At 66.5% G+C, this 25,537-nt stretch carries 18 protein-coding genes and 1 pseudogene; 10 read left to right on the top strand and 9 right to left on the bottom strand.

Annotated elements, in window-relative coordinates:
• Nucleotides 1-2: 2 nt before the first annotated feature.
• The gene (locus tag ABZ942_RS30020) at nucleotides 3-431 is read left to right on the top strand and encodes an ASCH domain-containing protein (protein WP_357387777.1); all 429 of its coding nucleotides are present in this window, start codon (nucleotides 3-5) and stop codon (nucleotides 429-431) included.
• A 44-nt stretch (nucleotides 432-475) separates the two neighbouring features.
• On the opposite strand, the gene ABZ942_RS30015 is transcribed toward ABZ942_RS30020, so the two are convergent.
• From ABZ942_RS30015 to ABZ942_RS30005, 3 genes are read right to left on the bottom strand one after another with little or no spacing between them, the layout of a single operon-like run.
• Complete coding sequence (locus ABZ942_RS30015) at nucleotides 476-1,864, bottom strand: DHA2 family efflux MFS transporter permease subunit (protein WP_357387775.1); 1,389 nt, start codon at nucleotides 1,862-1,864, stop codon at nucleotides 476-478.
• Entirely contained in the window at nucleotides 1,861-2,061 is a 201-nt protein-coding gene (locus tag ABZ942_RS30010) for a hypothetical protein (protein ID WP_357387773.1), read from the bottom strand. The genes ABZ942_RS30015 and ABZ942_RS30010 overlap by 4 nt, the downstream gene beginning before the upstream one ends.
• Nucleotides 2,058-3,494: an amidase gene (locus tag ABZ942_RS30005; protein WP_357387771.1), complete on the bottom strand. Its 1,437-nt coding sequence runs from the start codon at nucleotides 3,492-3,494 to the stop codon at nucleotides 2,058-2,060. The genes ABZ942_RS30010 and ABZ942_RS30005 overlap by 4 nt, the downstream gene beginning before the upstream one ends.
• A gap of 76 nt (nucleotides 3,495-3,570) precedes the next feature.
• Here ABZ942_RS30005 and ABZ942_RS30000 point away from each other — a divergent pair, with 76 nt between their 5' ends.
• Nucleotides 3,571-3,972: a MerR family transcriptional regulator gene (locus ABZ942_RS30000; RefSeq protein WP_357387769.1), complete on the top strand. Its 402-nt coding sequence runs from the start codon at nucleotides 3,571-3,573 to the stop codon at nucleotides 3,970-3,972.
• Between the two features lie 533 nt (nucleotides 3,973-4,505).
• On the top strand, nucleotides 4,506-4,817 hold the full coding sequence (locus tag ABZ942_RS29995) for a hypothetical protein (protein WP_357387767.1): 312 nt from the start codon (nucleotides 4,506-4,508) through the stop codon (nucleotides 4,815-4,817).
• An 87-nt stretch (nucleotides 4,818-4,904) separates the two neighbouring features.
• Here the strand turns inward: ABZ942_RS29995 and ABZ942_RS29990 are convergent, their stop codons facing one another.
• Nucleotides 4,905-6,128 (bottom strand): cytochrome P450, encoded by a 1,224-nt coding sequence (locus tag ABZ942_RS29990; RefSeq protein WP_357387765.1) that lies wholly within the window; start codon nucleotides 6,126-6,128, stop codon nucleotides 4,905-4,907.
• 391 nt (nucleotides 6,129-6,519) lie between these two features.
• Between ABZ942_RS29990 and ABZ942_RS29985 the strand changes: the two genes are divergently transcribed.
• From ABZ942_RS29985 to ABZ942_RS29975, 3 genes and pseudogenes are all read left to right on the top strand, one after another.
• A complete protein-coding gene (locus ABZ942_RS29985; protein ID WP_357387763.1) occupies nucleotides 6,520-13,419 on the top strand; it encodes an amino acid adenylation domain-containing protein in 6,900 nt (2,299 codons plus the stop codon).
• 10 nt (nucleotides 13,420-13,429) lie between these two features.
• Nucleotides 13,430-14,341: a pyridoxal-phosphate dependent enzyme gene (locus ABZ942_RS29980; protein WP_357387761.1), complete on the top strand. Its 912-nt coding sequence runs from the start codon at nucleotides 13,430-13,432 to the stop codon at nucleotides 14,339-14,341.
• Nucleotides 14,232-15,206, top strand: a pseudogene (locus tag ABZ942_RS29975) (fatty acid desaturase); the annotation flags it as partial. The gene ABZ942_RS29980 and the pseudogene ABZ942_RS29975, both read left to right, overlap by 110 nt.
• Nucleotides 15,207-15,280: 74 nt before the next feature.
• Here ABZ942_RS29975 and ABZ942_RS29970 read toward each other — a convergent pair.
• The gene (locus ABZ942_RS29970; RefSeq protein WP_357387759.1) at nucleotides 15,281-16,765 is read right to left on the bottom strand and encodes a cellulase family glycosylhydrolase; all 1,485 of its coding nucleotides are present in this window, start codon (nucleotides 16,763-16,765) and stop codon (nucleotides 15,281-15,283) included.
• Between the two features lie 444 nt (nucleotides 16,766-17,209).
• Here ABZ942_RS29970 and ABZ942_RS29965 point away from each other — a divergent pair, with 444 nt between their 5' ends.
• On the top strand, nucleotides 17,210-18,196 hold the full coding sequence (locus tag ABZ942_RS29965) for a monodechloroaminopyrrolnitrin synthase PrnB family protein (protein WP_357387757.1): 987 nt from the start codon (nucleotides 17,210-17,212) through the stop codon (nucleotides 18,194-18,196).
• A gap of 45 nt (nucleotides 18,197-18,241) precedes the next feature.
• On the opposite strand, the gene ABZ942_RS29960 is transcribed toward ABZ942_RS29965, so the two are convergent.
• Nucleotides 18,242-18,868: a cytochrome b/b6 domain-containing protein gene (locus ABZ942_RS29960; protein ID WP_357387755.1), complete on the bottom strand. Its 627-nt coding sequence runs from the start codon at nucleotides 18,866-18,868 to the stop codon at nucleotides 18,242-18,244.
• The gene (locus ABZ942_RS29955; RefSeq protein WP_357387753.1) at nucleotides 18,852-19,586 is read right to left on the bottom strand and encodes a molybdopterin-dependent oxidoreductase; all 735 of its coding nucleotides are present in this window, start codon (nucleotides 19,584-19,586) and stop codon (nucleotides 18,852-18,854) included. Before ABZ942_RS29955 ends, ABZ942_RS29960 begins: the two co-directional genes overlap by 17 nt.
• Before the next feature lie 94 nt (nucleotides 19,587-19,680).
• Here ABZ942_RS29955 and ABZ942_RS29950 point away from each other — a divergent pair, with 94 nt between their 5' ends.
• From ABZ942_RS29950 to ABZ942_RS29940, 3 genes are all read left to right on the top strand, one after another.
• A complete protein-coding gene (locus ABZ942_RS29950) occupies nucleotides 19,681-19,875 on the top strand; it encodes a hypothetical protein (RefSeq protein WP_357387751.1) in 195 nt (64 codons plus the stop codon).
• Between the two features lie 100 nt (nucleotides 19,876-19,975).
• Nucleotides 19,976-20,545 carry a TetR/AcrR family transcriptional regulator gene (locus tag ABZ942_RS29945; protein WP_357387749.1) on the top strand — a complete coding sequence of 190 codons (570 nt, stop codon included), beginning with the start codon at nucleotides 19,976-19,978 and terminating at the stop codon, nucleotides 20,543-20,545.
• A 74-nt stretch (nucleotides 20,546-20,619) separates the two neighbouring features.
• Entirely contained in the window at nucleotides 20,620-21,669 is a 1,050-nt protein-coding gene (locus ABZ942_RS29940) for a medium chain dehydrogenase/reductase family protein (protein WP_357387747.1), read from the top strand.
• Nucleotides 21,670-22,873: 1,204 nt separating this feature from the next.
• Here ABZ942_RS29940 and ABZ942_RS29935 read toward each other — a convergent pair.
• On the bottom strand, nucleotides 22,874-24,241 hold the full coding sequence (locus tag ABZ942_RS29935; RefSeq protein ID WP_357387745.1) for an L-serine ammonia-lyase: 1,368 nt from the start codon (nucleotides 24,239-24,241) through the stop codon (nucleotides 22,874-22,876).
• Nucleotides 24,238-25,530: a serine hydroxymethyltransferase gene (glyA, locus tag ABZ942_RS29930; RefSeq protein WP_357387743.1), complete on the bottom strand. Its 1,293-nt coding sequence runs from the start codon at nucleotides 25,528-25,530 to the stop codon at nucleotides 24,238-24,240. Before glyA ends, ABZ942_RS29935 begins: the two co-directional genes overlap by 4 nt.
• Between the last annotated feature and the right edge of the window lie 7 nt (nucleotides 25,531-25,537).

Here is a 25,537-nt window from a genome sequence, read left to right as displayed (position 1 = left end):
GCATGACGACCGACCCCATCACACTTCCGAAGGCCGAGTTCGCGTTCCCCGGTCCGATCCGCGATCAACTCGTCGCCGCAATCCTCGACGGCTCGAAAACATCCACCACCGGCCTACTCGCCGACTACGAGCACTGCGGCGACCCCCTACCGGAGGTCGGTTCCCTTGCCGCAGTAGTCGACTCAAACGACCACCGAGTCGCCGTAATCGAAGTGACCGATGTTCGAGTCACCCGCCTCGCAGAAGTCGACCTCCCCCACGCCATCGACGAGGGCGAAGGTTTCACCACCCTCACCGACTGGCGAGCAGTCCACGAAACCTACTGGCACAGCCCAGAAATGCGCCAATCCCTCAACAACGAATCCTTCACCGTCAACGACGACACCCCCGTCATCCTCCAACGCTTCCGCCTGATCACCGACCTCCGCTGACCAGCCACCCGCGTAGCGATTGCGGATACATTGTGCCGCAGTCGTTATCGCCGGGGCATCGTGATCGTCGCGACCACGCACGCGGCGGCTAGGCAGGCGGCGCTGGCGGCGAAGCTTGTTGCGTAGCCTGCGGAGAGGGCTATGGCGCTCAGGGCGGCTAGGCCTACTGCGCCGCTGGTTTGGCGGACGGTGTTGAGGACGCCGGCGGCTAGGCCGCTGCGGTCGGGGGGTACGCCGTTGGTGGCGGCGACGGTGATGGGGGTGAAGGCGGCGGCTACGCCATAGCCGAGGATCGCGCCGGATATGAGGACGGTCCACAGGTAGGGCGCGTCGAGTGCGATGCAGACGGCGGTGCAGACGAGGCCCAGTGTGCCGATGGCGGAGCACAGTATTGTTGCGGTGCGTGCGCCCAAGCGGACGGTGAGCCAGCCGGCGGAGCGTGAGCCGGTGATCATTGCCGCGCCGACCGGTAGGTAGCCGACTCCTGCCAGGAGGGGCGAATAGCCGTGCACGTCTTGCAGATACAGCGACAGCAGGACGGGGCTGGCGAGGAAACCCGCGCCTAGCAGGAACATCACTGTGTTTGCGCTACTCACCGAGCGAATTCGGAAGATGTCGAGTGGCAGGATCGGGTCTGCGGCCCAATATGTTTGGTGGACTGCGAAGACACCGATCAGTGCGAAGCCGCCGAGTAGGGAGCCGAGCACCGTGGGGGCGGTCCAGCCGACGGCCGCCGAGCGCATGATCGCCAGCACTACACCGGTGATGCCCGCCGTGACCAGCAATGCGCCGACCATGTCCAGTCGTGATCGGGCTGTCCCCGAAACTTGCCGGGGCAGTACACGAATCGCGCCGATCATGCCGACGACACCCAGCGGCGCGAGCACGAAGAACACCCAGCGCCACCCAGCCAGTTGGGTGAGCAGTCCGCCGATCACCGGCCCACTCGCGGCACCGGCGGCACCCACCGCGCTCCACACCGCCAGTGCACGGGCACGGGCCGCCGACTCTACGAAAGTTGTTGTCAGCATGGACAATGTGACCGGTATCAGTAGCGCGCCGCCGACGCCTTGCGCCGCGCGGGCGATCAGTAGCAGCGCCGGGGAGTCGGCGAGCCCGACGGCCACTCGGGCTGCGGTGAATATCCCCATGCCGGCGAACATGATTCGGCGGCGGCCGAATACATCCGCGCAGCGGCCGCCGAAGAGCAGGCAACCCGCGAAGGCCAGGGTGTAGGCGTTGACCGCCCACGGCAGTGCGGCAGGCGAGAATCCGAGGTCGGCGCGCAGGTCGGGCAAGGTCACCGAAACGATGGTGGCGTCCATGACGACGGAGAACGATCCGATGCAGGCCAGAATCAATATCAGTCGCTCGGGTTCCCACCGTCCGATTCGGCCGCGCGCTCGGTCCAACACCGTTGTGTACGCACTCATCGGTCCCACTCCACGAGTCGCGCCTGTGCGTGGAACCGCGTCGCCGGGTCGACGTACCGTGCGGTGGGCACGGCGTAGAGTGCGTCGATGGCGGCCCGATAGGCCGGGTAAGTTGCTGCCAGACCGGCCATTTCGGCCGCGCTCGCGGGTAGTCCTGCGGCGGCCAGCAGCGTTCGGATGGCTTCGAGCTCGCTCATGCCGCTACCGCCGTCCGGTAGCGCGGCGGCATTTGTCGGTGCCATTCGGTGCGCTGCTGGAAAGCGTCGCCGATCCGAAGGATCATCGCCTCGCCGAATGCGGGACCGGCGATCTGCAGCGATAACGGCAGTCCGGTCGCGCCGAAGCCCATCGGCAGCGCCAGCACCGGGTTGCCGAGTCCGCTCCAGTAAGGGGTGTACAGCTTCCCGAAGAGACCGACGTCATCCTGGAACCCCGTCGCATCGACCAACTCATCGATTCGCGGCGCACCGACGGACGCCGTCGGACCGACGACCGCATCGAACTGATCGAACAGCTCGCCGATCGCCCCCTGGGCGACCCGCCGGATCCGTTGCGCCTGAACATAATCGGCACCCGACACCAGTGCCCCCTTTGCCAGCAAGCCGCGCGAGGCCACGAAGTAGTCGCTCCATCGATCGGTCAGCGCGGCACGGTGATAGGCAAGCCCTTCGCAGGTCGCGCTCAGCAACGTCGCCATGATGGTTTCCGCCCAGTACGGCAGCGCGACCTCTTCGATGTCCGCACCGCAGTCGGCCAGAATGCCCATCGCACAATCGAACACATCGACCAATCCGGGATCGGCGTCAGCCGGGAAGTGCGCCCTACGAGCCAAGCCGATGCGCAGTCCGGACAGATCGGGCTCGGCCTCGAACTCACTGATCGCTCGGATTCCGGCAGGTGCGGCCGTACTGTTCGGATCACTCGGATGCGGACCGGCGATGATCCCGAGCAGCGCCGCGCAGTCCGCCGCGGTGCGAGCCAGCGGTCCGACCCGATCCAAGCTGTAACCCAGTGGCACACAACCCGATTTCGGAACCCGGCCGAAGGTGGGCAGCAGTCCCGTGACACCACAGAACGCGGCGGGCATCCGAATACTGCCCGCCGTATCCGAGCCGAGTCCCGCGGGAAACAGCCCTGCCGCGATGCCACCGGCCGTGCCGGAACTGGAGCCGCCCGCCCACCGGCTCGGATCCCACGGATTCCGCGGCAACGGGAACGGCTTGCTCGAATCCGGTACGCCACAAGCGAACTCCATCGTCGTGGTCTTGCCGGTGATAATCGCGCCCGCCTCGCGCAACCTCGCGACCACCGGCGCGTCCCGACCCGCGCCCCATGCGCGGTCGTGCACCAAACTCTGCGCGGTGGTGTCGCCTCCGGCTACTGCGATAGTGTCCTTCACCGCAATAGGAACACCGTGCAGCACACCGCGATCAAGACCGTCGGCCCGCTCCTGGTCCGCCCGCTCCGCCTGCCGCCTGGCCGACTCGTCGAACCGGGCGAGATAAACACCCAGATCGCTGTCGTGCCGATCGGCCTGCGTGATCGCGGACTCGATGAGCTCGATGCTGGTCGTCTCCCCCGCGCGTAAAGCGCGGGTGATTGCGGTGATGGAATACGGCTCTCGTGGCACGTTTCGTCCTCCAGGTTGGTCAACAAAGCCAAGGCTTACCTTGCCTGTTCAACCTGGGTTGAGGTCAACTAGAGGAATGCTGCAGCTGACGCCCATTGCCACCGTCGTGGATCATTTCGATATCCCGCTGTCCACGCTGCACTACTGGGAGCGCCGGGGATTGCTGACCGCGCACCGCCGCGGTGGCCGCCGCTGCTACGACCAGGATCAGCTCTACCGGATCGCGCTCATCAAGCAATGGCAGAGCACCGGTCTGATGAGCCTCGATGAGATCGTCACCCTGCTCAGCGCGCGATCCACCACCACCGATTGGCGTGCCACCGTCTACACCCACGTGGCGGCCATCGACGACCGCATGCGCGAACTGGAATCCGCCCGCCACTACCTCCATTGGCTCCTTACCTGCTCGCATGACGGCGACCTCGAACAATGCCCCGGCTACCGCGCCTCCGTCACCCTCCCCGACTCCCCTCGGTGAAATAGCCGATGACGACAGAAAATCCAATTCGCCCTATTCTTGTCGCAATACTCCAAATATCCAGGATGCACGGAGAATCCGAGCACATACACAACGGAACCGATCGCAGATCATTCGGCCACTTGACGGCTAATACCAGGTCGGCAGCGGCACGTGACCAAGATGAGCGACGCCCCTCGCAGGCATCCGGCGGACGGACAAGCCAGGTTGATGCGCTGCGACGATGAGCGGCAGCTGCCCAGTTCCACGACGGATCACACATAACACCTGGTCGACCATGATCTGCGCGTGACCGGTCCGTGATCGGTTGTGATCTGCCAGTTAACGGCACCTGAACTCGCTTTTAGAATGCTCCGCAGGGCTCGTGTATTGCGTCGCCAGGTTCTACGTTGGGGTCTGGGATCGACAATCTGTCGAGACCGACGAGATAGACCGAATAAGGCTGCTCGCCTCGAGCTTCCCGTCTGTCGACAGCGCGCGCGAAAGATGAATCAGCGCTGCGAATTCGACGATGCCGCCTAGAGGAGTTTGTCATGGCGCTCTACTTCACCGAGTGGTCGATCACCAGTGATGCCAGTCCGGAACGTGCCTCCCGCGTCGCCGACCGAGGCCGCGCGGTCTGGCGGTTGAGCTGGCTGCCCGATCGGGCACTCACCCTCGAACAGGCCAGGGCCGGAATGGAACTCGACGAGCTCCTGAGCGATCCGGAAAACGTGCACGACAATGCGGCCATGGCGCGGGCGGACACCTGCGCAGGCACCATCGGGATGCTACGAGTCCACGTGGTGATCCTGTTGGCGAGGCGGATGGCAGCTCGTCTTCCGGTCGCCGTGAGCGCGAACTGAATTCCGAGGTCATCACGGAACATTCACGGGCACTTGATGATCGATCAGATCTCGGCCACCACGGGCGGCTTCGGACGGAGTTGCCGCCTACCCGCGCAACCGGACAGGCAACGTGACGAGTCCTCGAATGAGGAGGCTCGGGTGCCACTGCAAAGGCTCGGTCTGCGGGGCCAGTGCCAGGTTCGGGAATCGTTGCAGGAGTGCGGTGAACGCGATCTCCGCTTCTACGCGAGCCAGCGGGGCGCCGACGCAGAAGTGGATGCCGTGGCCGAAGGAGAGATGGCCGGAGGGGTCTCCGGTGAGGTCGAGGTTGTCCGGGTCGTGGTAGCGGGCGGGGTCGTGGTTTGCCGCGGCGAGGGCGACGTAGACGAACTCTTCGGCGGGAATTTCGGTGTCGCCGATCAGTACCGGCTCCGTGGTGTAGCGCACGGTGGACCACTCGACCGGGCTGCCGAAGCGGAGGAATTCCTCCACCGCGGCGCGCACGCCGGCCGGATCCTCCCGCAGCGCACGGAACTGAGATTCGTTGCGCAGCAATGCGTACGTACCACTGGCGATGAGGTTCACGGTGGTCTCGTGTCCCGCGATCAGCAGCAGAAACGCCATCGCGATCAGTTCTTCATCGGAGAGCTGGTCACCGTCTTCGCGCGCATGCGTCAGACCGGACAGCAGATCATCGCCCGGATCGCTCCGCTTCGTCCGCACCAATTCCGCCAAGTACTGCGACATCTCGGCCGTGCAGCGCCTCCGCTCCGCTACGTCGCCGCCCACCCCGACCAGCACCTTCGTCCAGTGCTGGAACTCGGCCCGATCCTCGAACGGCACGCCGAGCAGTTCACAGATCACGGTGACCGGCAACGGAGTCGCGAAGGCCGCCAACAGGTCTACCTCGTCCTGCTCGGCCATCTGATCGAGCAGCCCGGCGGTGATTTCTTCGATGCGCGGCCGCAGCGCCGCCACCCGGCGGGTGGTGAAGGCCTTGTTGACCATCTTGCGCAGCCGGGTGTGCTCGGGCGGATCGCTGTTGAGCATGTGGCCACTGAGTGTCAGCGATTCCGAACCCTCTTCTGCCCGAGGGTCTTTCCGGCGAACCACCTCCATCATCCCGGCCACGCTCTTGTGCAGGCGCGGATCGGCGAGCGCCGCCCGCCCCTCCGCGTACCCGATGACCACCCACACCGGCATGCTCTGCGAGAACTGAACCTGCAGCACCGGCCCCCGCTCGCGCCACCGCCGGTAATACACCTGCGGGTCCTCGAAGAAGTCCGCGCCCACCGTCTCGATCAGGTCCTGCGCCTCGATGTCGGCCATGCTGCCCTCCCTGCTTATCGCGACCGGGACCGATCGCGCCCACCCGTGAGCCGCCCCGGCGGCAGACCTCACCTCAACCACCGTACCGAAACAGCTGCCTTATCCCGCTGGTCGCCAACGGATCAACCGGGAGGTCAGTGCAGCATCATCTCCATCAGCCCGAACCTCTTTGTGGCACCGCACTTTTCACATACATCTGGTGAACATCAAAAACTGATCCATCATCGTTGGATCATCGGCGCCCTACCGACCGCCGCCGAAAGCCCGGCTGGCCCGGTCATTCCGGCAATCGGGCATCATCGGAACATCATCGCGGCTTTCCGCCGCAGCCATCGCGTGTGGCCGGCCCCATAACATCTGCCCCGGAGTTCGACCGAGGCGAGGAGATCCGGTGAGTGCTGCCGGTGAGGCATTCCGATCCGACGTGACAGACGGGATGTGGCAGTCCTTTTCTGGGCAGGTGAGTCGTCGGCCGGAAGCGGCGGCACTCATCGACGGCGACGGGAGTGTCACGTATGACGAGCTCGCCGAGCTGATCGACGAGTTCGCGGAGCGCTTGCGCGCCAACGGAGTTCGGGTCGGCGATCTGGTGGGCATCCAGCTGCCGCGCGGCCGCGCGGCGATCGTCGCGATCCTGGCCGTGCTGCGATCGGGGGCGGCGTACGTGCCGCTCGATCCGGCGTATCCGGCGGCTCGACTGGACGCGATGATCGATGACGCCCGGCTCGCGGCACTGGTCACCGAGGACGGGGTCGTCGCGCTCGGCGACGGTGTGCCGCAGCCCGGCGCTGCCTATCTGATCTTCACATCGGGAACGACCGGGCGGCCGAAAGGCGTGCTGGTGTCGCGGCGGGCGCTCGCGGCGTTCTGTGCGGCCGCGATCGATCGGTATGGGCTCGGCGCCGATGATCGAGTGTTGCAGTTCGCGTCGTTGAGTTTCGACGCCAGCATCGAGGAACTCTTTCCCGCACTGAGTTGTGGTGCGGCAGTGGTGCTTCGAGACGAAGACATGATCGGCCGTCCCGATCTGTTCCTGGACCGCTGCGCGGCGCTGGGAGTGTCGGTGCTGGACCTGCCGACCGCCTACTGGCACGAGCTGGTCACAGCGCTCGATCGGGGCGAGGCCGCGCTGCCCGCGACAGTCCGCCTGACCATCATCGGCGGCGAGGCCGCGCGACCCGACGCGGTGCGCCGATGGCAGGCCGTGGTCGGCGGTACGACGCGACTGCTGAACACTTATGGGCCAACGGAAACCACGGTAGTCGCGACCGTCGCCGACCTCACCCGGTGGGCGGGCGAGGTGGTGCCGATCGGCACACCGCTGACCGGGGTGACCTGCCGGGTCGTCGATGCCGACGGCGATCCGGCGTCGATCGGTGAACTGCTGATCGGCGGATCCACGATCGCCGAGGGCTATCTGAACCGGCCCGAGCTCACCGCCGAGCGATTCCGGCCGGGGCCCGACGGTATGGAGTACCGGACCGGCGACCTCGTTCGCCGGCGCGACGGCCAGCTGGAATTCCTCGGCAGGCTCGACGATCAGGTGAAGATTCGCGGCTTCCGAGTCGAGCCGGGTGATATCGAGGTGGCACTGCGGGCGATCCCGGCGATCGATGATGCCGTGGTGCTGGTGGATCAGCGGGTGGACCGGTCGGTGTTGATCGGCCACGTCGTGACCGAGCCCGACACCGACCTGGCCGCGGTGCGCGCGGCGCTGCGGGAGACCTTGCCCGCCTACCTCGTGCCCGCCGATCTCGTTCGGCACGTGCGGTTTCCGCGCACGCCGCAGGGCAAGATCGATCGCGCGGCTCTGGTATCGGAAACCCCTCATGCCCAAAGCGTTTCGTGGTCGGGCAGCGTGGACGAGGCGAAGATCGCCGCGCTATGGGAGTCGCTGCTCGGTGTGCCCGTCAACGGGCCGGACGATGACTTCTTCACACTCGGTGGCGATTCGCTCAGCGCCGTACGTCTGAGCGCCGCCCTCCGCCATGCGCACGGTGTCGATCTCACCCTGCGCGAGTTGTATTCGGCACCCACGGTCGCTGCCGTCGCGTCTCGGCTAGGTCAGCACGTCACCGCTGAATCCCGGCCGATCACCGGCTTACCGGAGAATGTGCCGCTGCCGCTGAGTCCACTGCAGCGCGATTTCTGGGTGGCAGAGCAGGTTTGCGCCGAGCTGCCCGCGCACGCACTCGGCATCCGGTATCGGTGGCACGGGCGCGTCGATGCGGACGCGCTGGCCCGTGGTCTCGTCGAACTCGCTCGTCGTCATCCGTTGCTCAGGTCCCGCTTCGTCGACGACGGCGCGGAACCCAGCATGGTGATCGATCCGGACGCGACGATCCCGCTGATCGAATCCGCACCGGAGACCGACGGCATCGAGCTGCGCCGCGGTCCGATCGCGCGAGCGTTCCTGGTGCGCGGCAACGGTTCGGACGAGGTCGTGCTCGTCGTGCACCATCTCGCGTTCGACGGGTGGTCGGCGGGCATCGTCGGCGATGAACTCGCACAGCTGTATGAGGCCGCCCGCACCGGCGTCGACAGCGAGCTGCCCACGCCCGCGCCGCTGCCGGACTTGGCCGCCCGCGCTGCTGCCGCAAAGGCCGACGCCTCGTTGACCGCGTATTGGCGCGACCGATTCGAGGGCGCGGACCTCGACGTGGAACTGCCCGCCGATCGCCCCCGTCCGGCAGCCCGATCTTTCGCCGCGGCACGCGTTTCCACCCGCATCGACCCGGAGCTGCTCGATCGACTGCGCACCTACGCGCAGACCCGACGCGCCAGCCTGTTCATGGCATTGCTGGCAAGTGTGCAGGCGGTGCTGTCCCGCTACACCGGCAGAACCGACCTCACCGTGCTGACACCGGTGGCCGGCCGAACCGCAAGCGGTCTGGAATCGCTGGTCGGTCCGCTACTCAATATCCTGCCGATGCGTGGTGACATCTCCGGCGAGCCGTCGTTCGCCGAACTGCTCGACCGAGTTCGCGATGCTGTACTGCTCGACCTGGATCATCAGGACCTGGCCTTGCCGGACTTGATCGACGCGCTCGCCCGGCCGGGCAGCGGGAACCGAAATCGGGTCAGCCCGGTCATGCTGACCGTGCACAACACGCCGCAGCCCGGCGACCGCTCCGTTCGGTACGCGGGTGAGATCGCCCCTGCCGCAACAATGGTCGACCTGGCCGTCGGTCTCGATTTCCCCGCCGACGGTGCGGTGCTGAGCATCGATTACGCGACCGAGTTGTTCGACGCCGCACGGATCGAGGCACTGCTCGGTCATCTGCTGACCGTGCTGGCCGCCGCCGTCGCCGAGCCGCACACCCCGGTGGCCCGGCTGCCCATCCTCACCGATACCGAACGCCGCCGGATCGTGCACGAATGGAACGACAGCGCACTCCCCCAGCTCGATGCGACCGCGCTGCATCAGTTGTTCGAGCGTTGTGCCGCAACAACTCCGGACGCTCCAGCGTTGACCTTCCGTGGCGAAACGATCAGCTATACCGAGCTGAACCAGCGGGCCAACCGGCTCGCCCGACGGCTCTGTGCCGAGGGCGTCGCGCCGCGGCAGCGGGTGGCGATCTGCCTCGATCGTGGGTTCGAGCTGTTCACCGCGATGTGGGCGGTGCTCAAAGCCGGTGCGGCGTATGTGCCGCTCGACCCGGCGTACCCGCGCGAGCGCCTCGACTACATGCTCGCCGACTGCGGCGCAACACTTGTCGTCGACGCCGACTATCTGGTCGGCGAAACCCCTGACGACGGTAGCGATTTGCCGCTGCGCAATACCGCGGACGATCCCGCGTACCTCATCTACACCTCAGGATCCACCGGCAAACCCAAGGGCGTCGTGGTGAATCACGGCAACCTGGTGCACGCGGTCGGGATGTGGCGGCACGCCTACGAATTGCGCCCCGAGTGGACGTATCAGCAGGCGGCCAGCTTCTCGTTCGACATGTTCGTCGGCGAGACACTGCGTGCGCTGACCACCGGCGGCCGGCTGGTGATCGTGCCGAGGGAGACGCTGCTCGATCCCGCCGACCTGTACGCGTTGATGCGGGACGAAGTGGTCCAGTGCACCGAACTCGTGCCCGCCGTGCTGCGCACCCTGCTCACCCATGTCGAGCAGATCGGCGAGCGGCTGGATTTCGTCCGCCTGCTGATCGGCGGCGGCGAGGAGTGGCGGGTCCGGGAATACGAGTTGGCTCGGCAGCTGGTCGGACCGGAGAACTCGGTGGTCAACGCGTACGGCATCACCGAGGTCAGCGTCGACAACGTGTGGTTCACGGGCGCGGTGGATCACCTGCCGGGCAATGCCCCATTGCCGATCGGCAGGCCGTTTCCGAACAACCAGGTCTACGTGCTGGACGCCTATCGCGAGCCGGTTCCCGCCGGCATCGTGGGCGAGTTGTATGTCGGCGGCGCGGGCGTCACGCCGGGCTATCACGACCGGCCCGAGCTCACCGCCGAGCGGTTCGTGCTCGATCCGTTCGCGGCCGAACCGGGCGCGCGGATGTATCGCACGGGTGATGCCGCGCGCTGGCGGCTCGACGGCCAGGTCGACTTCCTCGGTCGGCTCGACGGGCAGGTGAAGGTCAACGGCTACCGAGTCGAGATCGGTGAGATCGAGGCCGCGCTCGGCGCGCTGCCGGATGTGGTCGGTTGTGCGGTCACCATGCACACGCCGCAATCCGGGCTGGCCCGGTTGATCGGTTACGTCGTCACCCGCGACGGCGCCAACGCCGACGAGGCCGCGATCCGCGAGGCGCTCGCCACCGAGTTACCGACGCACATGGTGCCCGCGCGGGTGCTCACGCTCGCCGCACTCCCGCTCACGCCGAACGCGAAACTCGATCGCCCCCGACTGCCCGCACCACCCGACGACCTCGGCTCGGTGGCCGGGCCTGCACCGCGCACCGCGACCGAGCTGCAGATCGCGGCGGTGTGGCGCGAGGTGCTCGGCGTTGCCGAATTCGGTATCGACGACACATTTTTCGCGCTCGGCGGCGACTCGTTCGCCGCACTGAAGGTGATTCGACGTCTCGAGCCGGCGCCTGCGCTGATCGAGCTGTATCAGTATCCGACAGTCCGGCGGCTGGCCGCGTTGCTCGACGACCGCTCCCCCGGCTTGCCCGCCCAACGACGAATGTTGCACCGGCTCACCGATATCGACGCCACCACCGACGGCATCACGGTCGTCGCGGTGCCATACTCCGGTGGCAGCGCCGTCGCCTATCAGCCACTCGCCGAAGCACTGCCCGCGAACTGGGCGCTGTACGCGGCGGAACTGCCCGGCCACGACCGCGCCCGGCCGGACGAGGAGTTGTTGCCCGGCACAGTAGTCGCCGAACTGATCCTGGCCGAGCTGCCCGCGATCGCCGGACCGATTCTGCTGTACGGCCACTGCCTCGGTGTCGCGCTCACCGTCGAGCTGGCGCGGCAGGCCGAGGCGGCGGGTATCGACTTGATCGGCGTCGCGCTCGGCGCGGGGTTCCCGACCGCACGGCTGCCCGGCCGGTTCTTCGATTGGTTCTACCGACTCGTGCCGACCGACCGGCTCACCTCCGATCGCGAGTACCTGACCTATCTCCGTGGCCGCGGCGGGTTCGTCGACATCGATGACGCAGAGCAGCAGGCGTTCGTGCTGCGCAATGTCCGCCACGACGCCCGCGACGCCGAGGAGTACTTCACCGCCGCGTACACCGACCCACAGACTCCGCTGCGGACACCGGTGCTGGCGGTGGTCGGCGCCAAGGATCGGGTCACCGAGCACTACACGGAACGTCATCACGAATGGCGGCACTTCACCGAGGGACCGCTCGATCTGGCCGTGTTACCAAGAGCCGGGCACTTTTTCGTGAAGAGCCACGCCGAGCCATTGGCCGAAGCGCTCGTCGATTTCGCCGAGCGCGACACCGAACCTGTTGAACCGGTATCGATTCCGGCCGCAGGACCGCCACCCAGCCTGTCCAAGTTCGCCCTCGTCGCCCTCGGTCAGTTCATCTCCATGGTCGGCAGCGGACTCAGTGCGCTGGTGCTCAGCATCTGGGTGTTCCAGCAGACCGGATCGATCACCGACTTCGCCGTCGTCAACGCGATCGGACTGCTGCCGGGCATCCTGGTCAGCCCGATCGCCGGTGCCGCCGCCGACCGGTGGGACCGCCGCCGGGTGATGCTGATCAGTGACGGCGCGGCCGCAGTGTCGATGGGTGTCCTTGCGGTGCTGGTGTTTACCGGCGGCCTGCAACTGTGGCAGATATTTCTGGCCGTCACGGTCACCTCGATCGCCGGGGCGTTCCAGCGGCCCGCGTACCTGGCCGCCGTCGCCCAACTCGTGCCCAAGCGGTATCTCGGGCACGCGAACGGCATCAGCCAGCTCGGTGTCGGTGTGGGACTGGTGTTCGCGCCGATGCTCGGGGCGGGGCTCATCGGGCTGATCGGGATCGCGGGCGTAATCCTGCTCGACATGCTGACTTTCGCCGTCGGCGTGGCGACCCTGCTGCTGGTCCGGTTCCCGAATCTGATGTTCCGCCGCCGGGAGGAGACGTTCCGCAGCGAGATCGTCAACGGCTGGCGCTACATCACCCGGCGTCCCGGAATGCGCGCCGCGTTGCGCTTTTTCGTCATCGACCACGCGTTCTACACCCTCGGCTTCGCCGTGATCACCCCGATGCTGTTGATCGAACAGTCACCGGCCGTGCTCGGAATCGCGTTGGGCGCGGGCGGCTTCGGTGGGCTGGCCGGCAGTCTCGTGATGGGCCTGTGGGGCGGCACCGTGCGCCGGACCAACGGGTTGATCATCTTCATGGGCATCGGCAGCCTCGGCATGACCGTGGTCGGTTCGGGTAGCTCGCCGGTCTTCGTCATCGCGGGCATGTTCCTGCTGACCTTCGGCGAATCGCTGGCCGAGGGGCACTGGATCGCCGTGGTGCAGACCAAGGTCGGCTTCGAACTGCAGGGCCGGGTGCTGTCCATCTTCATCACCGTGATGATGCTGACCATGCCGCTGGGCTACCTGCTGGTCGGCCCGATCGCGCAACGATACGTGCGACCGCTGCTCGAACCCGACGGCCCGCTCGCCGGCACCGTCGGCCACCTCATCGGAGTCGGTCCCGGCCGCGGGCTGGCGCTGCTCGTCGTGCTCAGCGGCCTGCTGCAACTCGCCTGGGCGGTGCGCGGCTGGCTCGACACCCGGCTGCGCCTGCTCGAAGACCACCTGCCCGACGCCCTGCCGCCCGCCGAGATCGACTCTCGCGACGACCTGCAACGCCTTGCCGACGCTCAACTTCTCCGCTGAAAGGCCGACCGTGCCCGCCTCACCCCTGACCACCGCGCCCACCGACGCGTACGCCACGCCGCTCATCGATGCCGGTGCGCTCGTGCCAGGAACTCGGATCCTGATCAAGGACGAAACCCGTTACGCCTCAGGCAGTCACAAGGAACCAGCCGCCCGCGCGGTGGTCGCCCGCGCGATGGCCGAGGGCTACCGGCGGGTCGTCATCGCGACGTGCGGCAACTACGGCCGGGCGATGGCCATGGCGTGCGCCGCGGCCGAGCTCGCCTGCACCGTCGTGCTGCCCACCGGGTGGAGCGACGGCGGCGCGTTCATGCGGGAGGCGGGCGCCGACGTGCACCTGGTCCCCGGCACCTATGAGGACGCCGTCGACGAATCCCGGCTTCTCGCAAGGGAGGCGGGCTCGATCGACGGCAACGTCGACGGCCCGTACGTGGACGCGGTGTTCGAGGGCCACGGCGTCGTCGTGCACGCGCTGCGCGCCGCGCTCGCCGAACCGCCTGCCGCACTGTGGATTCCGGTCGGCAACGGCACCACCATCATCGCGGTGCACCGGCAGCTGCGGGCCATCGGCTGGTCGGTGCCGATCAACGGCGTCGGTTCGGCCGCCAACAATCCGGTGGTGACCAGCTGGCCGGGTGAATATCGAATGCTGCCCGCGGACGGCGTCGTCACCACCGATCACAATCAGCCACTGGTCAATTGGCATGCGCTGCAAGGTCCCGAGGCGATGGCCGCGGTGGCCGAGACCGGCGGCGCGGTGTTCGGAGCCGACGACACCGAACTGCTGGCCGCCCGGGATCTGCTGGCCGAGCATGGTGCCCAGCCCACGCCTTCCGGGGCGGTCGCGCTCGCCGGGCTGCTCGGCCATGCCCGAAATACCACCCTCACCGGAACCCACGTCGTCCTGCTCAGCGGCCGCTGACCCGAGCCGAGAAGATCTCATGAAACACCCGCCAGGCCTGTTGTTCTCTCGTGCCCGGACCACCGCCGCCGACGAACGCGTCTTCCTCGCCAAACTTGCCGTGCTCGCGGCACTCACCGCGCTCGGCGTCGTGCTCGCGCTGCGGCCGGAGCCGGTCGCGCTGATCGCCGGGGTGCTGCTGTTGGCGGCCATGTACACGCACGCCGTCGAGCTGCAGCATCAGGCGTTGCACCACTCCGCTTTTCGGACGGCAGGACCGCACCGGCTGGTCGGGGTACCGCTGGGCATGCCGCTGCTGGTCGTCTACACCAACTATCGCGTGCGCCACTTGCAGCACCATCGTTATCTCGGAACACCGAGCGACACCGAGTTCTTCGGCTTCGACACCCGAAAGCCGCTGACCGTCGGCCTGCTGGCGCGCGGCATGTTCGATTATGCGCGGCTCGTAGTCGTCGTCCGGGACATCCTGCGCGCGGCGACCGGACGCTGGCGGTACGAACAAGGCGACATCAGCGACACGATGCGCCGCCGGGCCGTCACCGAGCATCTGATCCTCGGCGGGTTACTACTCGGTGCCGTAACCCTCGCCGTGGCCGGACAGTACGAACTGGTTCTCCGACTCTGGTTGCTGCCCTTGCTGTTCGCCGTCCCGATGCACTTCCTGGTCGAACTGCCCGAGCACATCCTGTGCGACCCGGACACCACCGACGTCCTCCGCAACACCCGCTCGATCCGCGGCAGCCGCTTGAGCACCTGGTTCACCAACGGCAACAACCTGCACATCGAACACCACGCCGCAATGTCGGTGCCACTCAACCAATTACCCGCACGTCATGACGAGGTTCGGCAACGGGCGCTCCACGTAGAACGCACCTACCTCGACTTCTACCGCACGCTGTGGCAGGCGATCCGCTCACCGTCGGCGCTCGAGCCCAGGGACTACGAGCCGACCTTGACCCCCGCCGAGCCGGGTCGGTTGATCCGTACGGTGACCGACGCTGATCCGTTGCCTTCCACGGTGACTACCCTGGCCCCGGGAGCCGAGGTGACGGCGCCGCCGTCGACACGGACCTCGTAGCCGTTCGGGTAGTGCAGATCGGAGACGTAGATTTCGGTCGGCGCGGCGAGAGCTTTCGGAGTGTAGGTATAGGCGAAATCGCCGGTGGCGGAATCGAAGACAAGTCGGCCCGGTGTGCCCGCAGTGGCTCGGGGATAAGTGCGCACCAGGTCGCGGCCGATGTCGCCGAGGAACGGGTCCGGCTTGGGCCCGCCCGGGCCGAAGCTGGATGCGTAGTGCCAGTACTGCCAGCCGATGAACCGCTCGTCGGCCCGCGTGACGGTGTTGCGCAGCACGGTCGCATCGCCGTCGCCGAATTCCGTTACCAGCGTGGGTATTCCGGTTCTCTTGGTGAAGGCATCGATATTGCCCCAGGTCTTGTCCTGCTGCACCGGGCACAGCCCGCGCAGCTGTTCGGGGAGACCGAGGTAGATCGCGAGCTGACTAGGGATGCAGTAGTCGTGTGGGGCGAAGACGATGCCGGGTGAGCTGATCGGCGGGTTCTTGCCGAGATTCGACGGCATGGTCTCGTTCCAGGTCACATTCGGTTCCCAGAAGACCGGGATGCCGGTGTTACGGGCGCGCACCGCGTCGGTCAGTTTCTGCATGGCCGCCTGATATTTGGTGTCGAAGCCGGGGCAGCCGTTCGGGAAGCAGGTGTGGAACGCCGATCCGGGCCACGGCTCGTTCATCAGCTCGATGCCGAGCACCCCGGCGCGTCCACTCGCCTTCGCGGCCAGGGCGGCCAGCGCGGTACCGAGATAGTCGAGCACCCCATTGCTGTTGTCCCACACCTCATCCCAGCCACGGTTCATACTGGGCATCAGGTAGTACAGCGGGAAACCGGGATTCGGTTCCCAGACCGCCGGTCGCGATCGTAGAGACCATTCCGGAAAACCGTTGCCGCCCCAGATCTTCGACAATCCGTCCTGGTGGTTGTCGAGCAGGGTGTAGATGCCGTGTGCCGCAAGGGTATCGATCACCGTGCCGATGCGGTCGAGGTAGGCGGTGTCGACGACGCCGCGCGTCGGCATCAGTCCGTCGAAACTCACGCCGAGCCGGACCGTGTTGAAGCCATGTCCGGCAAGCAATGTCGCGTCCGCGTCGGTCAGCGTGAACCCGTCGCCCGGTTCGATGTACGGCGCTTGCTTGTCGACATTGTTGACGCCGTGCAGCAGCACCTTGCGCCCGAGCGCATCGACGAGATAGTTCCCTTCGGCCTGGATCCTGCTGATCGAAGGCCCGGCCGGTGCGGACTGCGCCGGGGCGGGGAGCGCGACCAGACCGGCACACCCGATCACGGCCACCACAGCCCCTACCGCCCATCGTCGCCCGCGTGCCCGCACTCCGGCCATCGTCTTTCTCATGACTCCGCGCATTGGCTTCTCCGCTCGCCTGACCGACAACGAGCTTAATGGTCACACGTCCAGTTCTAGAACATGGCCACGGCCGCTTCCCCAGTCGTCTGGGGAATTCTCGACTTCACACAAAAGGTGTCACCGCTTTCGTTTACCAGAAGTTTGCCAAACTCCACATTGACAACTCATGGGATGTTTGTTTGCCTTGCTGGACACTTATTTCGGACCGCACGATGGTGACGGCATCCACGCACGACCACCTGCGAGAGATGATGACTCGCAGAACGAAGATAGGACCTGATGCCAGCCCTTCGAAAGCGGTCTCGACCGTCTGCACACGTCAATCCAGGTAGTAGCGGAGCACGCTCGATACGGCTCGATGAATCGTCGTGTCACCAGGTTGCGCGCCGGGATCCACTCTCCGCCGACGCATTGTTGGCGAACTTGCCCGCCATGAATGCCGCCGCCGACGTGCGCGAACTCGCCAAGTCGTTTCGGCAATTGATCTGGCAGGCCCGTGAGGTAGAACTGCTGCGGGTTCCCGAGCGGCTCGCGGCAATGCGCGATGCCGGCATGTTCCTCTCGTCGTTGCAGCGCCACGGCGTCGAGCCGCTCGAAGCCGTGCCCGAGGCCACGGACGCGCTGCTGGCCTGGGGCCTCTCGGTGGACATGGTCCCGCGCAATACCGTGCTGCACTACGGCGTCTGGAACCCGCCGGGCAAACGTCAGCGAATGTTCCTCGGCGACAGGCAGGAGAGCGTGCTGATCGACGCCGTCCGCGTAAGCACCCTGCTGATCGACGAAATCGCGCCGACGCTCGCGGGATTGGCCGAACTGCGCCCGAGCGACATCGCGTTCGGCGAGATCTGCCACGCGGCAGCGGATCAACTGGAAACCTTGCCGGAGGTGATGAACGAGGTCTACCGCAATGTCGACCCGGTCGAGTTCTACGCCGCCCGGTTGGGGCCGTTCATGACCGACGTGACGGTCGCCGACCGCCAGTTCTATGGGCCCGCGCCCGTGCACGTCCCCCTCTACTTGATCGACCGCCTCGTATGGTCCTCCGACCACGGCGATGCCGACCTGAGGTACTTCCACCACGATCTCGTGAAATACGGCCTACCCCAATGGCGTCGATTGTTCGAGTACACCGCAGGCGCCTCATCCCTGGTCACCCGGCTCGCGCGCGAATTCGAACGCCCTACCGGCCCACCCGCGACCCGGGTGGCCGACGCCATGGACGGCGTGATCCGAATCATGAACGCCCTGGTCACTTTTCGCAGCAAACACAGCCTGGTCGCAGGCGGCGCCTACACTGACACGTCCCCATACTCGACGGCGACCGCGGGAGTCAGCCCCGGACTCCTCGACCACATCCTCACCCTCACCCGCGAACGCGCCCGGTACGCCCGTTCCCGCCGCACCGGTACCCGATCCTGAGTTCTCGCAGGCGGCAACGAGTTCAGACGATCACCCCATGCGGCGCTATTCGGCCGCGTCGTGCTCTTGCGCCCACCGCACGTGCTCCTGCTCCGCCCAGGTCTTCGTGACTTTGCCAGTGAGCATGCCGCGCATGGCTTCCGCGTCGCGCAGCGCGTACATGAGGTGGCCGACGACCAAGATGCCGAAGGCCAAGGCGAACCAGTCATGCATCAATGTCGCGCCGGTACGCCAGGCCAGGCGGGTCCAGTCCGGGAAGAACATGATCACGCCGGTGCCCAGCAGTACGAAAATCGATCCGGCGCTCAGGGCCGCGTTGAGTTTCTGGCCTGCGTTGAACTTGCCGACCTCTTCGCCGGACAGGCGGCGACCTTTGAACCGAAGCCACAACCAGTCGGCGTGGGTGAAGCGGTTGAGTCGCGACAGATCGGCGCGATAGGCGCGCGAGGCCAGGCCGAGGAGGATCGGCACCGGTAGTGCGAAACCGCAATAGACGTGGACGATTTCGACAATATGGCGGTTGCCGACCAGCACCGCGAGCGAGCCGTTGTAGAGGATCGCGGCGGTGACGATACAGATCAGGACGAGCACACCGGTGAGCCAATGCACCCAGCGCTCGGCGCGGCTGAACCGGTGCAGGTCGCGCGCGGTCGGGTCAGCTGGTGGGGTCATCGTTACGCCCGTTCGATCGGCCGACCCATCCGTCGATCGAGTAGCCCCGATGCTCCCAATAGCCGGGCACGACATCCTTGGTCAACTCGATTCCGGAGAGCCACTTGCAGCTCTTGTAGCCGTACATCGGTGCGACATAGAGCCGGACCGGTCCCCCGTGATCGTGCGTGACCGGGCCGTCGAGCATCTCCAGTGCGACGAGTACATCGGCACGCCTGGCCTGTTCGAGGGTGAGGCTCTCGGAGTAGGTGCCGTCGAACGAGGTGAACCGCACCGCCTTCGCGGCACTGGTCACGCCGGCGTCATCGAGGAGATCGGATAACCGGACACCCCGCCAGCGCACCTCGGGCACGCGCCACCCCGTGACGCATTGGAAGTCGCGCACCAGCTCCTGCTGTGGCATCGCCTGCAAATCGCTGAACGAGTGGCTGCGCGGTGCGTTGACGAGGCCGGTGATGTCGAGCCGATAGTCACTCGCGTCGCGCTTGGGCACACTGCTGGTGACGGAGTAGAAGCGAAAGGTGTTGCCCAGTGGGAAGAGTCCGACCAGCCCGGTCGGATCGCGGTTGCCGATCGGCCCGAGCACCGCCGACAACCCCTTCTGAATATGCGTGCCGCCGAGCACGCCCGCGGCACCGGCGGCGAGCAGCCCGAGCACCACGCGCCGTCCGACCGGCGCACCAAGGCGCTTCGGATCAGGACTCTCGGCTACGGGCACCTCTCCACTATCCACCGATTCCCCGGCAACGGGCCGACCGGCGCTACTGTTGACTCGGAAACCGCCGTCGCGCGGTGAAACGAAAGGCAGCCTCATGCGCAGCCCCATTTTTGTCGCGCTCGGCGTCATCATCGGACTCGCCGGACTTCTCTGGTCTTTGCAGGGCTTCGGCGTGGTCTCGGGCAGTCCGATGAGCAACACCGTCACCTGGTCGATCATCGGCCCGATCGTGCTGATCGGCGGGGTGCTGCTGGCCGTGTGGGGCTGGCGTGGACGGGCGTCCCGCTAGTCGGTCGCCGGCCGAATAGTTCTGCGCTACCAGCGCATTCGGTACCAACTCATCTGCCACGGCTTGACGCTCTTCCAAGAGTGAGTGTACAGTCACTCACATGACAAAGCGCGGAGCAACACTCTCCACCTCGGAGCTTCGACGGGACACTGTTGTCGATGCGGCGATCACCGAATTCGCCCGCACCGGCTACCACGGCACGCCGATCAACAACGTGGCCGCCAAGGCGGCGATCTCTCCCGCGTACGTCTTCAAGTTGTTCCCCGGCAAGATCGCCTTGTTCGTCGCGGCGATCGACCGTTGCTTCGAACTCGTCGAGCAGGCACTCTCAGCAGGCGCAGCCCGCGCCGACGGTGCCGGCCCCGACGAGATCCTGTATGCAATGGGCGGCGCGTATGCCCAACTCATCGCGGACAAGAGCCTGCTGATGCTGCAGGTGCATGCGCAATCGGCCGCGGACATCCCGGAGATCGCGGACGCGATGCGAACCGGACTCGCCCGAGTGACGAAATTCGCCAAGACACGATCCGGCGCCGAGGACAGCGCTGTCCAACGCTTCATGGCCTACGGCCAGCTCTGCCACCTCATCGTCACCCTCGAACTCGACGGACAGGATGGCGACTGGGCCGCGGTACTCACCGACGGCATGCGCCACCCCAACGCCAACTAGATCCACCGAGCCCCGACGTCGGGGCGCTTTTTCCGCCCACAGAGTGACTGACCAGTCACACACTAGGAGTCTTGATGAACACCACCACGCAGCCAGTCACCGCAATCGAGATCGTCCTGCCCGGCCAGGTCGAGCCGGAAGGCCTGCAGGTCACCGAGCGTCAGCTGCCGCCGCTGGGCCCGGACCAGGTCCTGGTCCGCGTCGAAGCCTCCGGCGTCTCGTTCGCCGAGCAGCAGATGCGGCGCGGGAAGTACTACGACCAGCCCGCGTTTCCCTTCGTGCCCGGTTACGACCTGGTCGGGACGGTCGCCGCGATCGGCACGTCGGTCGACGAGACGCTGCTCGACCGCCGCGTCGCCGCGTTGACCAAGGTGGGCGGCTGGAGCAGCCACATCGTGCTCGACGCCGCGGACCTCATCCCGGTGCCGTCGACGCTCGATCCGGCGGAGGCGGAAACCTTTGTGGTGAACGGGATTACGGCATGGCAGATGCTGCACCGGATCGCGAAGGTCAAGCGCGGCCAGACCATTGTCGTGCACGGCGCCAACGGTGGCGTCGGCTCGACCCTCGTCCAACTGGCCCGAGCTGCCGGCATCCGGGTGATCGGTACCGCCTCGGCCAAGAACGCGGCGATCGTCGAGGCGCTGGGCGCGAGCCCCGTCGATTACCGCGGCGATGTGGCACAACAGGTTCGGGCGCTCGCACCGCAGGGTGTCGACGCGGTGTTCGATCACGTCGGCGGCCCCGGCATCGTCGATTCCTTCGGGCTGCTCGCGGACCACGGCACCCTGGTCGCCTACGGCACCGCCTCGACGAAGAACGACGAAGGCAACTCCCGACTGCCGGTGCTGAAGCTGTTCGGCCAGCTGATGCTGTGGAACACCCTGCCCAACAAGCGAAACGCGCATTTCTACAACATCTGGGCAGGCAAGCGCAACCTGACCCGCTTCCGCAACCACCTCAACGAAGACCTCGGCAAGGTCCTCGCCCTCGCCGCCGACGGCACCCTGCGCCCCCAGGTCGCCGCCCGAATCCCGCTGAGCCAGGCCGCCGACGCCCTCACCCTCGCCGAATCCGGCACCATCACCGGCAAAGTCGTAATCGTCCCCGACCCCAAGCCCTGACCCCGCACCAAAGCCGCACGAGGATCACCTCGCCCGCCACAACCGCGCCCACCCCCCTTCGCTCAGGCGAGCACTGTTTCTGTAAGCCGCTCACTCTGTATAAGAGGTGAGCAGCATCCAGAAACAGTGCTCGGCCAGAACAAAAAGTGCACATCGGAGCCCCAGCAGCCCCGAAAACACCCACACGACACACTCACTGCTTCAAAGCGCTCGAGAACAGCACCACAGCCAGATGACCACCTCCGGAACACGACACCACGCACCTGACCGATAACTAAGGTCGGGGACCCCACCTCACGCGCCCAGCACTACTCCGGTCATCCGATGAACCAGTCGAAAACCCCTGGAACAGCACACCACCGGAGAATCTCTCAGCACACCAACCCGAACCAGTACACCCAGAACCCCCGAAAAGGTGCACCCATCGGGCAACTGCTACTCAGGACTCCAGAGGTGAACAGTCCAGTGAGCTGAAGACCTATCCACGTTTTCCTGTGAAGCAGTGCTGGGCACGCCGCCTGCCGTACCCGGCTTTAGTTAACGGTCAGGCGCGCAATGTCGCGTTCCCGAGGTGGTCATCTGGCTGTGGTTGCGTCCCAAGAGCTTTGGAGGAAGGAGAGGCAGGGTGATGGCAGTTCCAGCCTGGCCATCTGGCTGTGGTTGCGTCCCAGGCGCTTTGGGCAGAGCGAGTAGTCAGTGGTCAGCCCTCCGCGTGATCCGGGGGTTGTCGCAGCGCACGAATTGTGCGGCTGCGCACAGTATTGCTAGCAAATTTGTGCGCGGGTGCAGAAAGCGTGCGCGGGGGGCTGCCTTGCCGTTGAGACCGCGGATCTGCACCCTCACTCGGGATCTGCACTCGGGCCCTAAAGCCGGTGCAGATCCCGAGTGAAGGTGCAGATCTTGCCTACGGCGGTCGCGTTGGCGACCGGGGGTCAGGTTCCAGAGGGGGTCATCTGGCTGTGGTTGCGTTCCAAGCGCTTTGGACAGAGCGAGTAGTCAGTGGTCAGCCCTCCGCGTGATCCGGGGGGCGTCGCAGCGCACGAATTGTGCAGCTGCGCACGGTATTGCTAGCAAATTTGTGCGCGGGTGCAGAAGTCGTGCGCGGGAGGGGGTCCTTGCTGTTGGCGCCGTGGATACGCGCTGGCGCTGGGCGGCTGGGGTGCGGATCTTGCCGATGGCGGGGCGGCGGGGGGCTCAGGTGGGGTCAGCATTCGACGACGGCTACGGCTAGGCCGCCTCGGGAGGTTTCTTTGTATTTGTCGAGCATGTCGGCGCCGGTGGCTCGCATGGTTTGGATGACCTGGTCGAGGGAGACGTGGTGGATGCCGTCGCCGCGGATTGCCATGCGGGCGGCGGTGATTGCTTTGACGGCGGCGATGCCGTTGCGTTCGATGCAGGGGATCTGGACCAAGCCGCCGATGGGGTCGCAGGTGAGGCCCAGGTTGTGTTCCATGCCGATTTCGGCGGCGTTTTCGATCTGCTGGGGTGTGCCGCCGAGCACGGCGGCCAGGCCCGCTGCGGCCATGGCGCAGGCGGAACCGACCTCGCCCTGGCAGCCGACTTCGGCACCCGAGATCGAGGCGTTCTCCTTCATGAGCTGGCCGATGGCGGCTGCGGTCAGCAAGAATTCGACGATGCTGTCCTCGTCGTCGGTGATGAAACGCTGAATGTAGTGCAGGACAGCGGGAATGATGCCTGCGGCGCCATTGGTCGGCGCGGTGACGACCCGTCCGCCCGCGGCGTTCTCCTCGTTGACCGCCATCGCGTACAGCGTCACCCATTCCATCGCGCGCAGCGGGTCGTTCTCCTCCGCTTCGGCGCCGAGTCGCTCGAACAGGGTCGCGGCGCGCCGTCGCACTCGCAGTGTGCCGGGCAGCACCCCGCCCGTCGACATTCCGCGTTCGACGCAGCGGCGCATGACCTGCCAGATGTCGAGCAGGTCCGCTCGAACCTGATCCGCACTGCGCCAAGACATTTCGTTGGCGAGCACGACCGCGCTGATCGACCGACCGGTGGCCGCGGTGATCGCGAGCAGCTCGTCCGCTGACCCGAAGGGATGTGCGAACGTGACCGGCGCGGCGACGGTCCGGCCGTCGATCTCCTCCTCGTCGAGGACGAAACCGCCACCCACCGAGAAGTACTGGCGCTCGAGCAGCACCTGCCCGGCATCGTCGTACGCGCCGAACAGCATGCCGTTGGTGTGGAATGCCAGCCTCGTCAGGCCGAGCAGTTCGATGTCGCTGTCGACAGCGAACGTGATCGACTGCGCGCCACCGAGAAACAGCTGACCGGTGGCGCGCACCGCGGCAACGGTCGCGCTCATCGTGTCCGGGTCGATGCTCTCCGGCTGCGCACCCGACAGCCCGGCAACCACCGCCTCGACGGTGCCGTGCCCGCGTCCGGTCGCGCCGAGCGATCCGTACAGCTGGACGCGGATCGCGACCGTCTCGTGCAGCACGTCGGCATCTTTCAGCCGTTCGACGAACGCGGCCGCAGCCCGCATCGGCCCGACCGTGTGCGAACTCGATGGCCCGATGCCGACCCGGAACAGGTCGAAGACGCTGATCGTCACGCCGGGTTCCGCAACCCGAGGTACAGCGGGAACCGCTCGGCCAGCGCGTCCACCCGCGCGGTGAGCGCCGCGGCGTCCCCACCGCACAACGCCGTCGCGATGATGTCGGCGACCTCGGCGAACGCCACGGTATCGAAGCCGCGCGCGGCCAGCGCCGGCGTGCCGATCCGCAGTCCGGAACTGATCATCGGCGGACGCGGATCGAACGGAATCGCGTTGCGGTTCACCGTGATTCCCAACGTCTGCAGCAGATCCTCGGCCTGCTTACCGTCCAGTTCCGCATCGCGCAGATCGACCAGCACGAGGTGCACATCGGTGCCGCCGCTGACGACACCGATACCGGCGGCCCGGCAGTCCTCGGCCAGCAGCCGATCGGCGAGCACGCGCGCGCCGATAAGGGTCCGCTCCTGCCGCTCGCGGAACGCCGGTTCGGCCGCCATTTTGAAGGCCACCGCCTTGGCGGCGATCACATGCTCGAGTGGTCCGCCCTGCTGTCCGGGGAACACCGCCGAATCCAGCTTCTTGCCCAAATCCGCTGTGGCGAGGATGAATCCACCACGCGGCCCACCCAGCGTCTTGTGCGTGGTCGAAGTGACGACGTGCGCGTGCGGCACCGGCGAGGGATGCAGCCCGGCCGCGACGAGACCGGCGAAGTGCGCCATATCGACCATCAGGTACGCGCCGACCTCGTCGGCGATACGCCGGAATTCGGCGAAGTCGAGGTGCCGCGGGTAGGCCGACCAGCCCGCGACGATGAGCTTCGGCTGGTGCTCCTGAGCGAGCCGCGCCACCTCCGCCATGTCGACCAACTGATCCTCGGCCCGAACATGGTATGCCGCAACGTCATACAGCCGACCGGAGAAGTTGGCCTTCATGCCGTGGGTGAGGTGACCGCCGTGATCCAGCGCCAGCCCGAGGATGCCGTCGCCGGGGCGCAGCAGCGCGTGCATCACCGCCGCGTTCGCCTGCGCACCCGAATGCGGCTGCACGTTGACGTATTCGGCGCCGAACAGCGCACGCAGCCGATCGATGGCCAGCGTCTCGATCTGATCCACATACTCGCAGCCGCCGTAATACCGGCGTCCCGGATAGCCTTCGGCGTACTTGTTGGTGAGCACCGTGCCCTGGGCCTGCATCACCGCGAGCGGCGCGTAGTTCTCCGAGGCGATCATCTCCAGTCCGCGCTGCTGACGACTGGTCTCCTGGTCGACCAGCGCGGCGATGACCGGGTCGAATTCGCGCAGCGAGACGTCGAGTTCGGTGCGGAGGGCAGAGCCAGGATCAGCCATGGGGAGC

The organism is Nocardia sp. NPDC046473, assembly GCF_040645995.1.
GTDB lineage: Bacteria > Actinomycetota > Actinomycetes > Mycobacteriales > Mycobacteriaceae > Nocardia.
The sequence above is the reverse complement of the archived record's forward strand: the minus strand, read 5'-3'. Positions and strand labels throughout refer to the sequence as shown.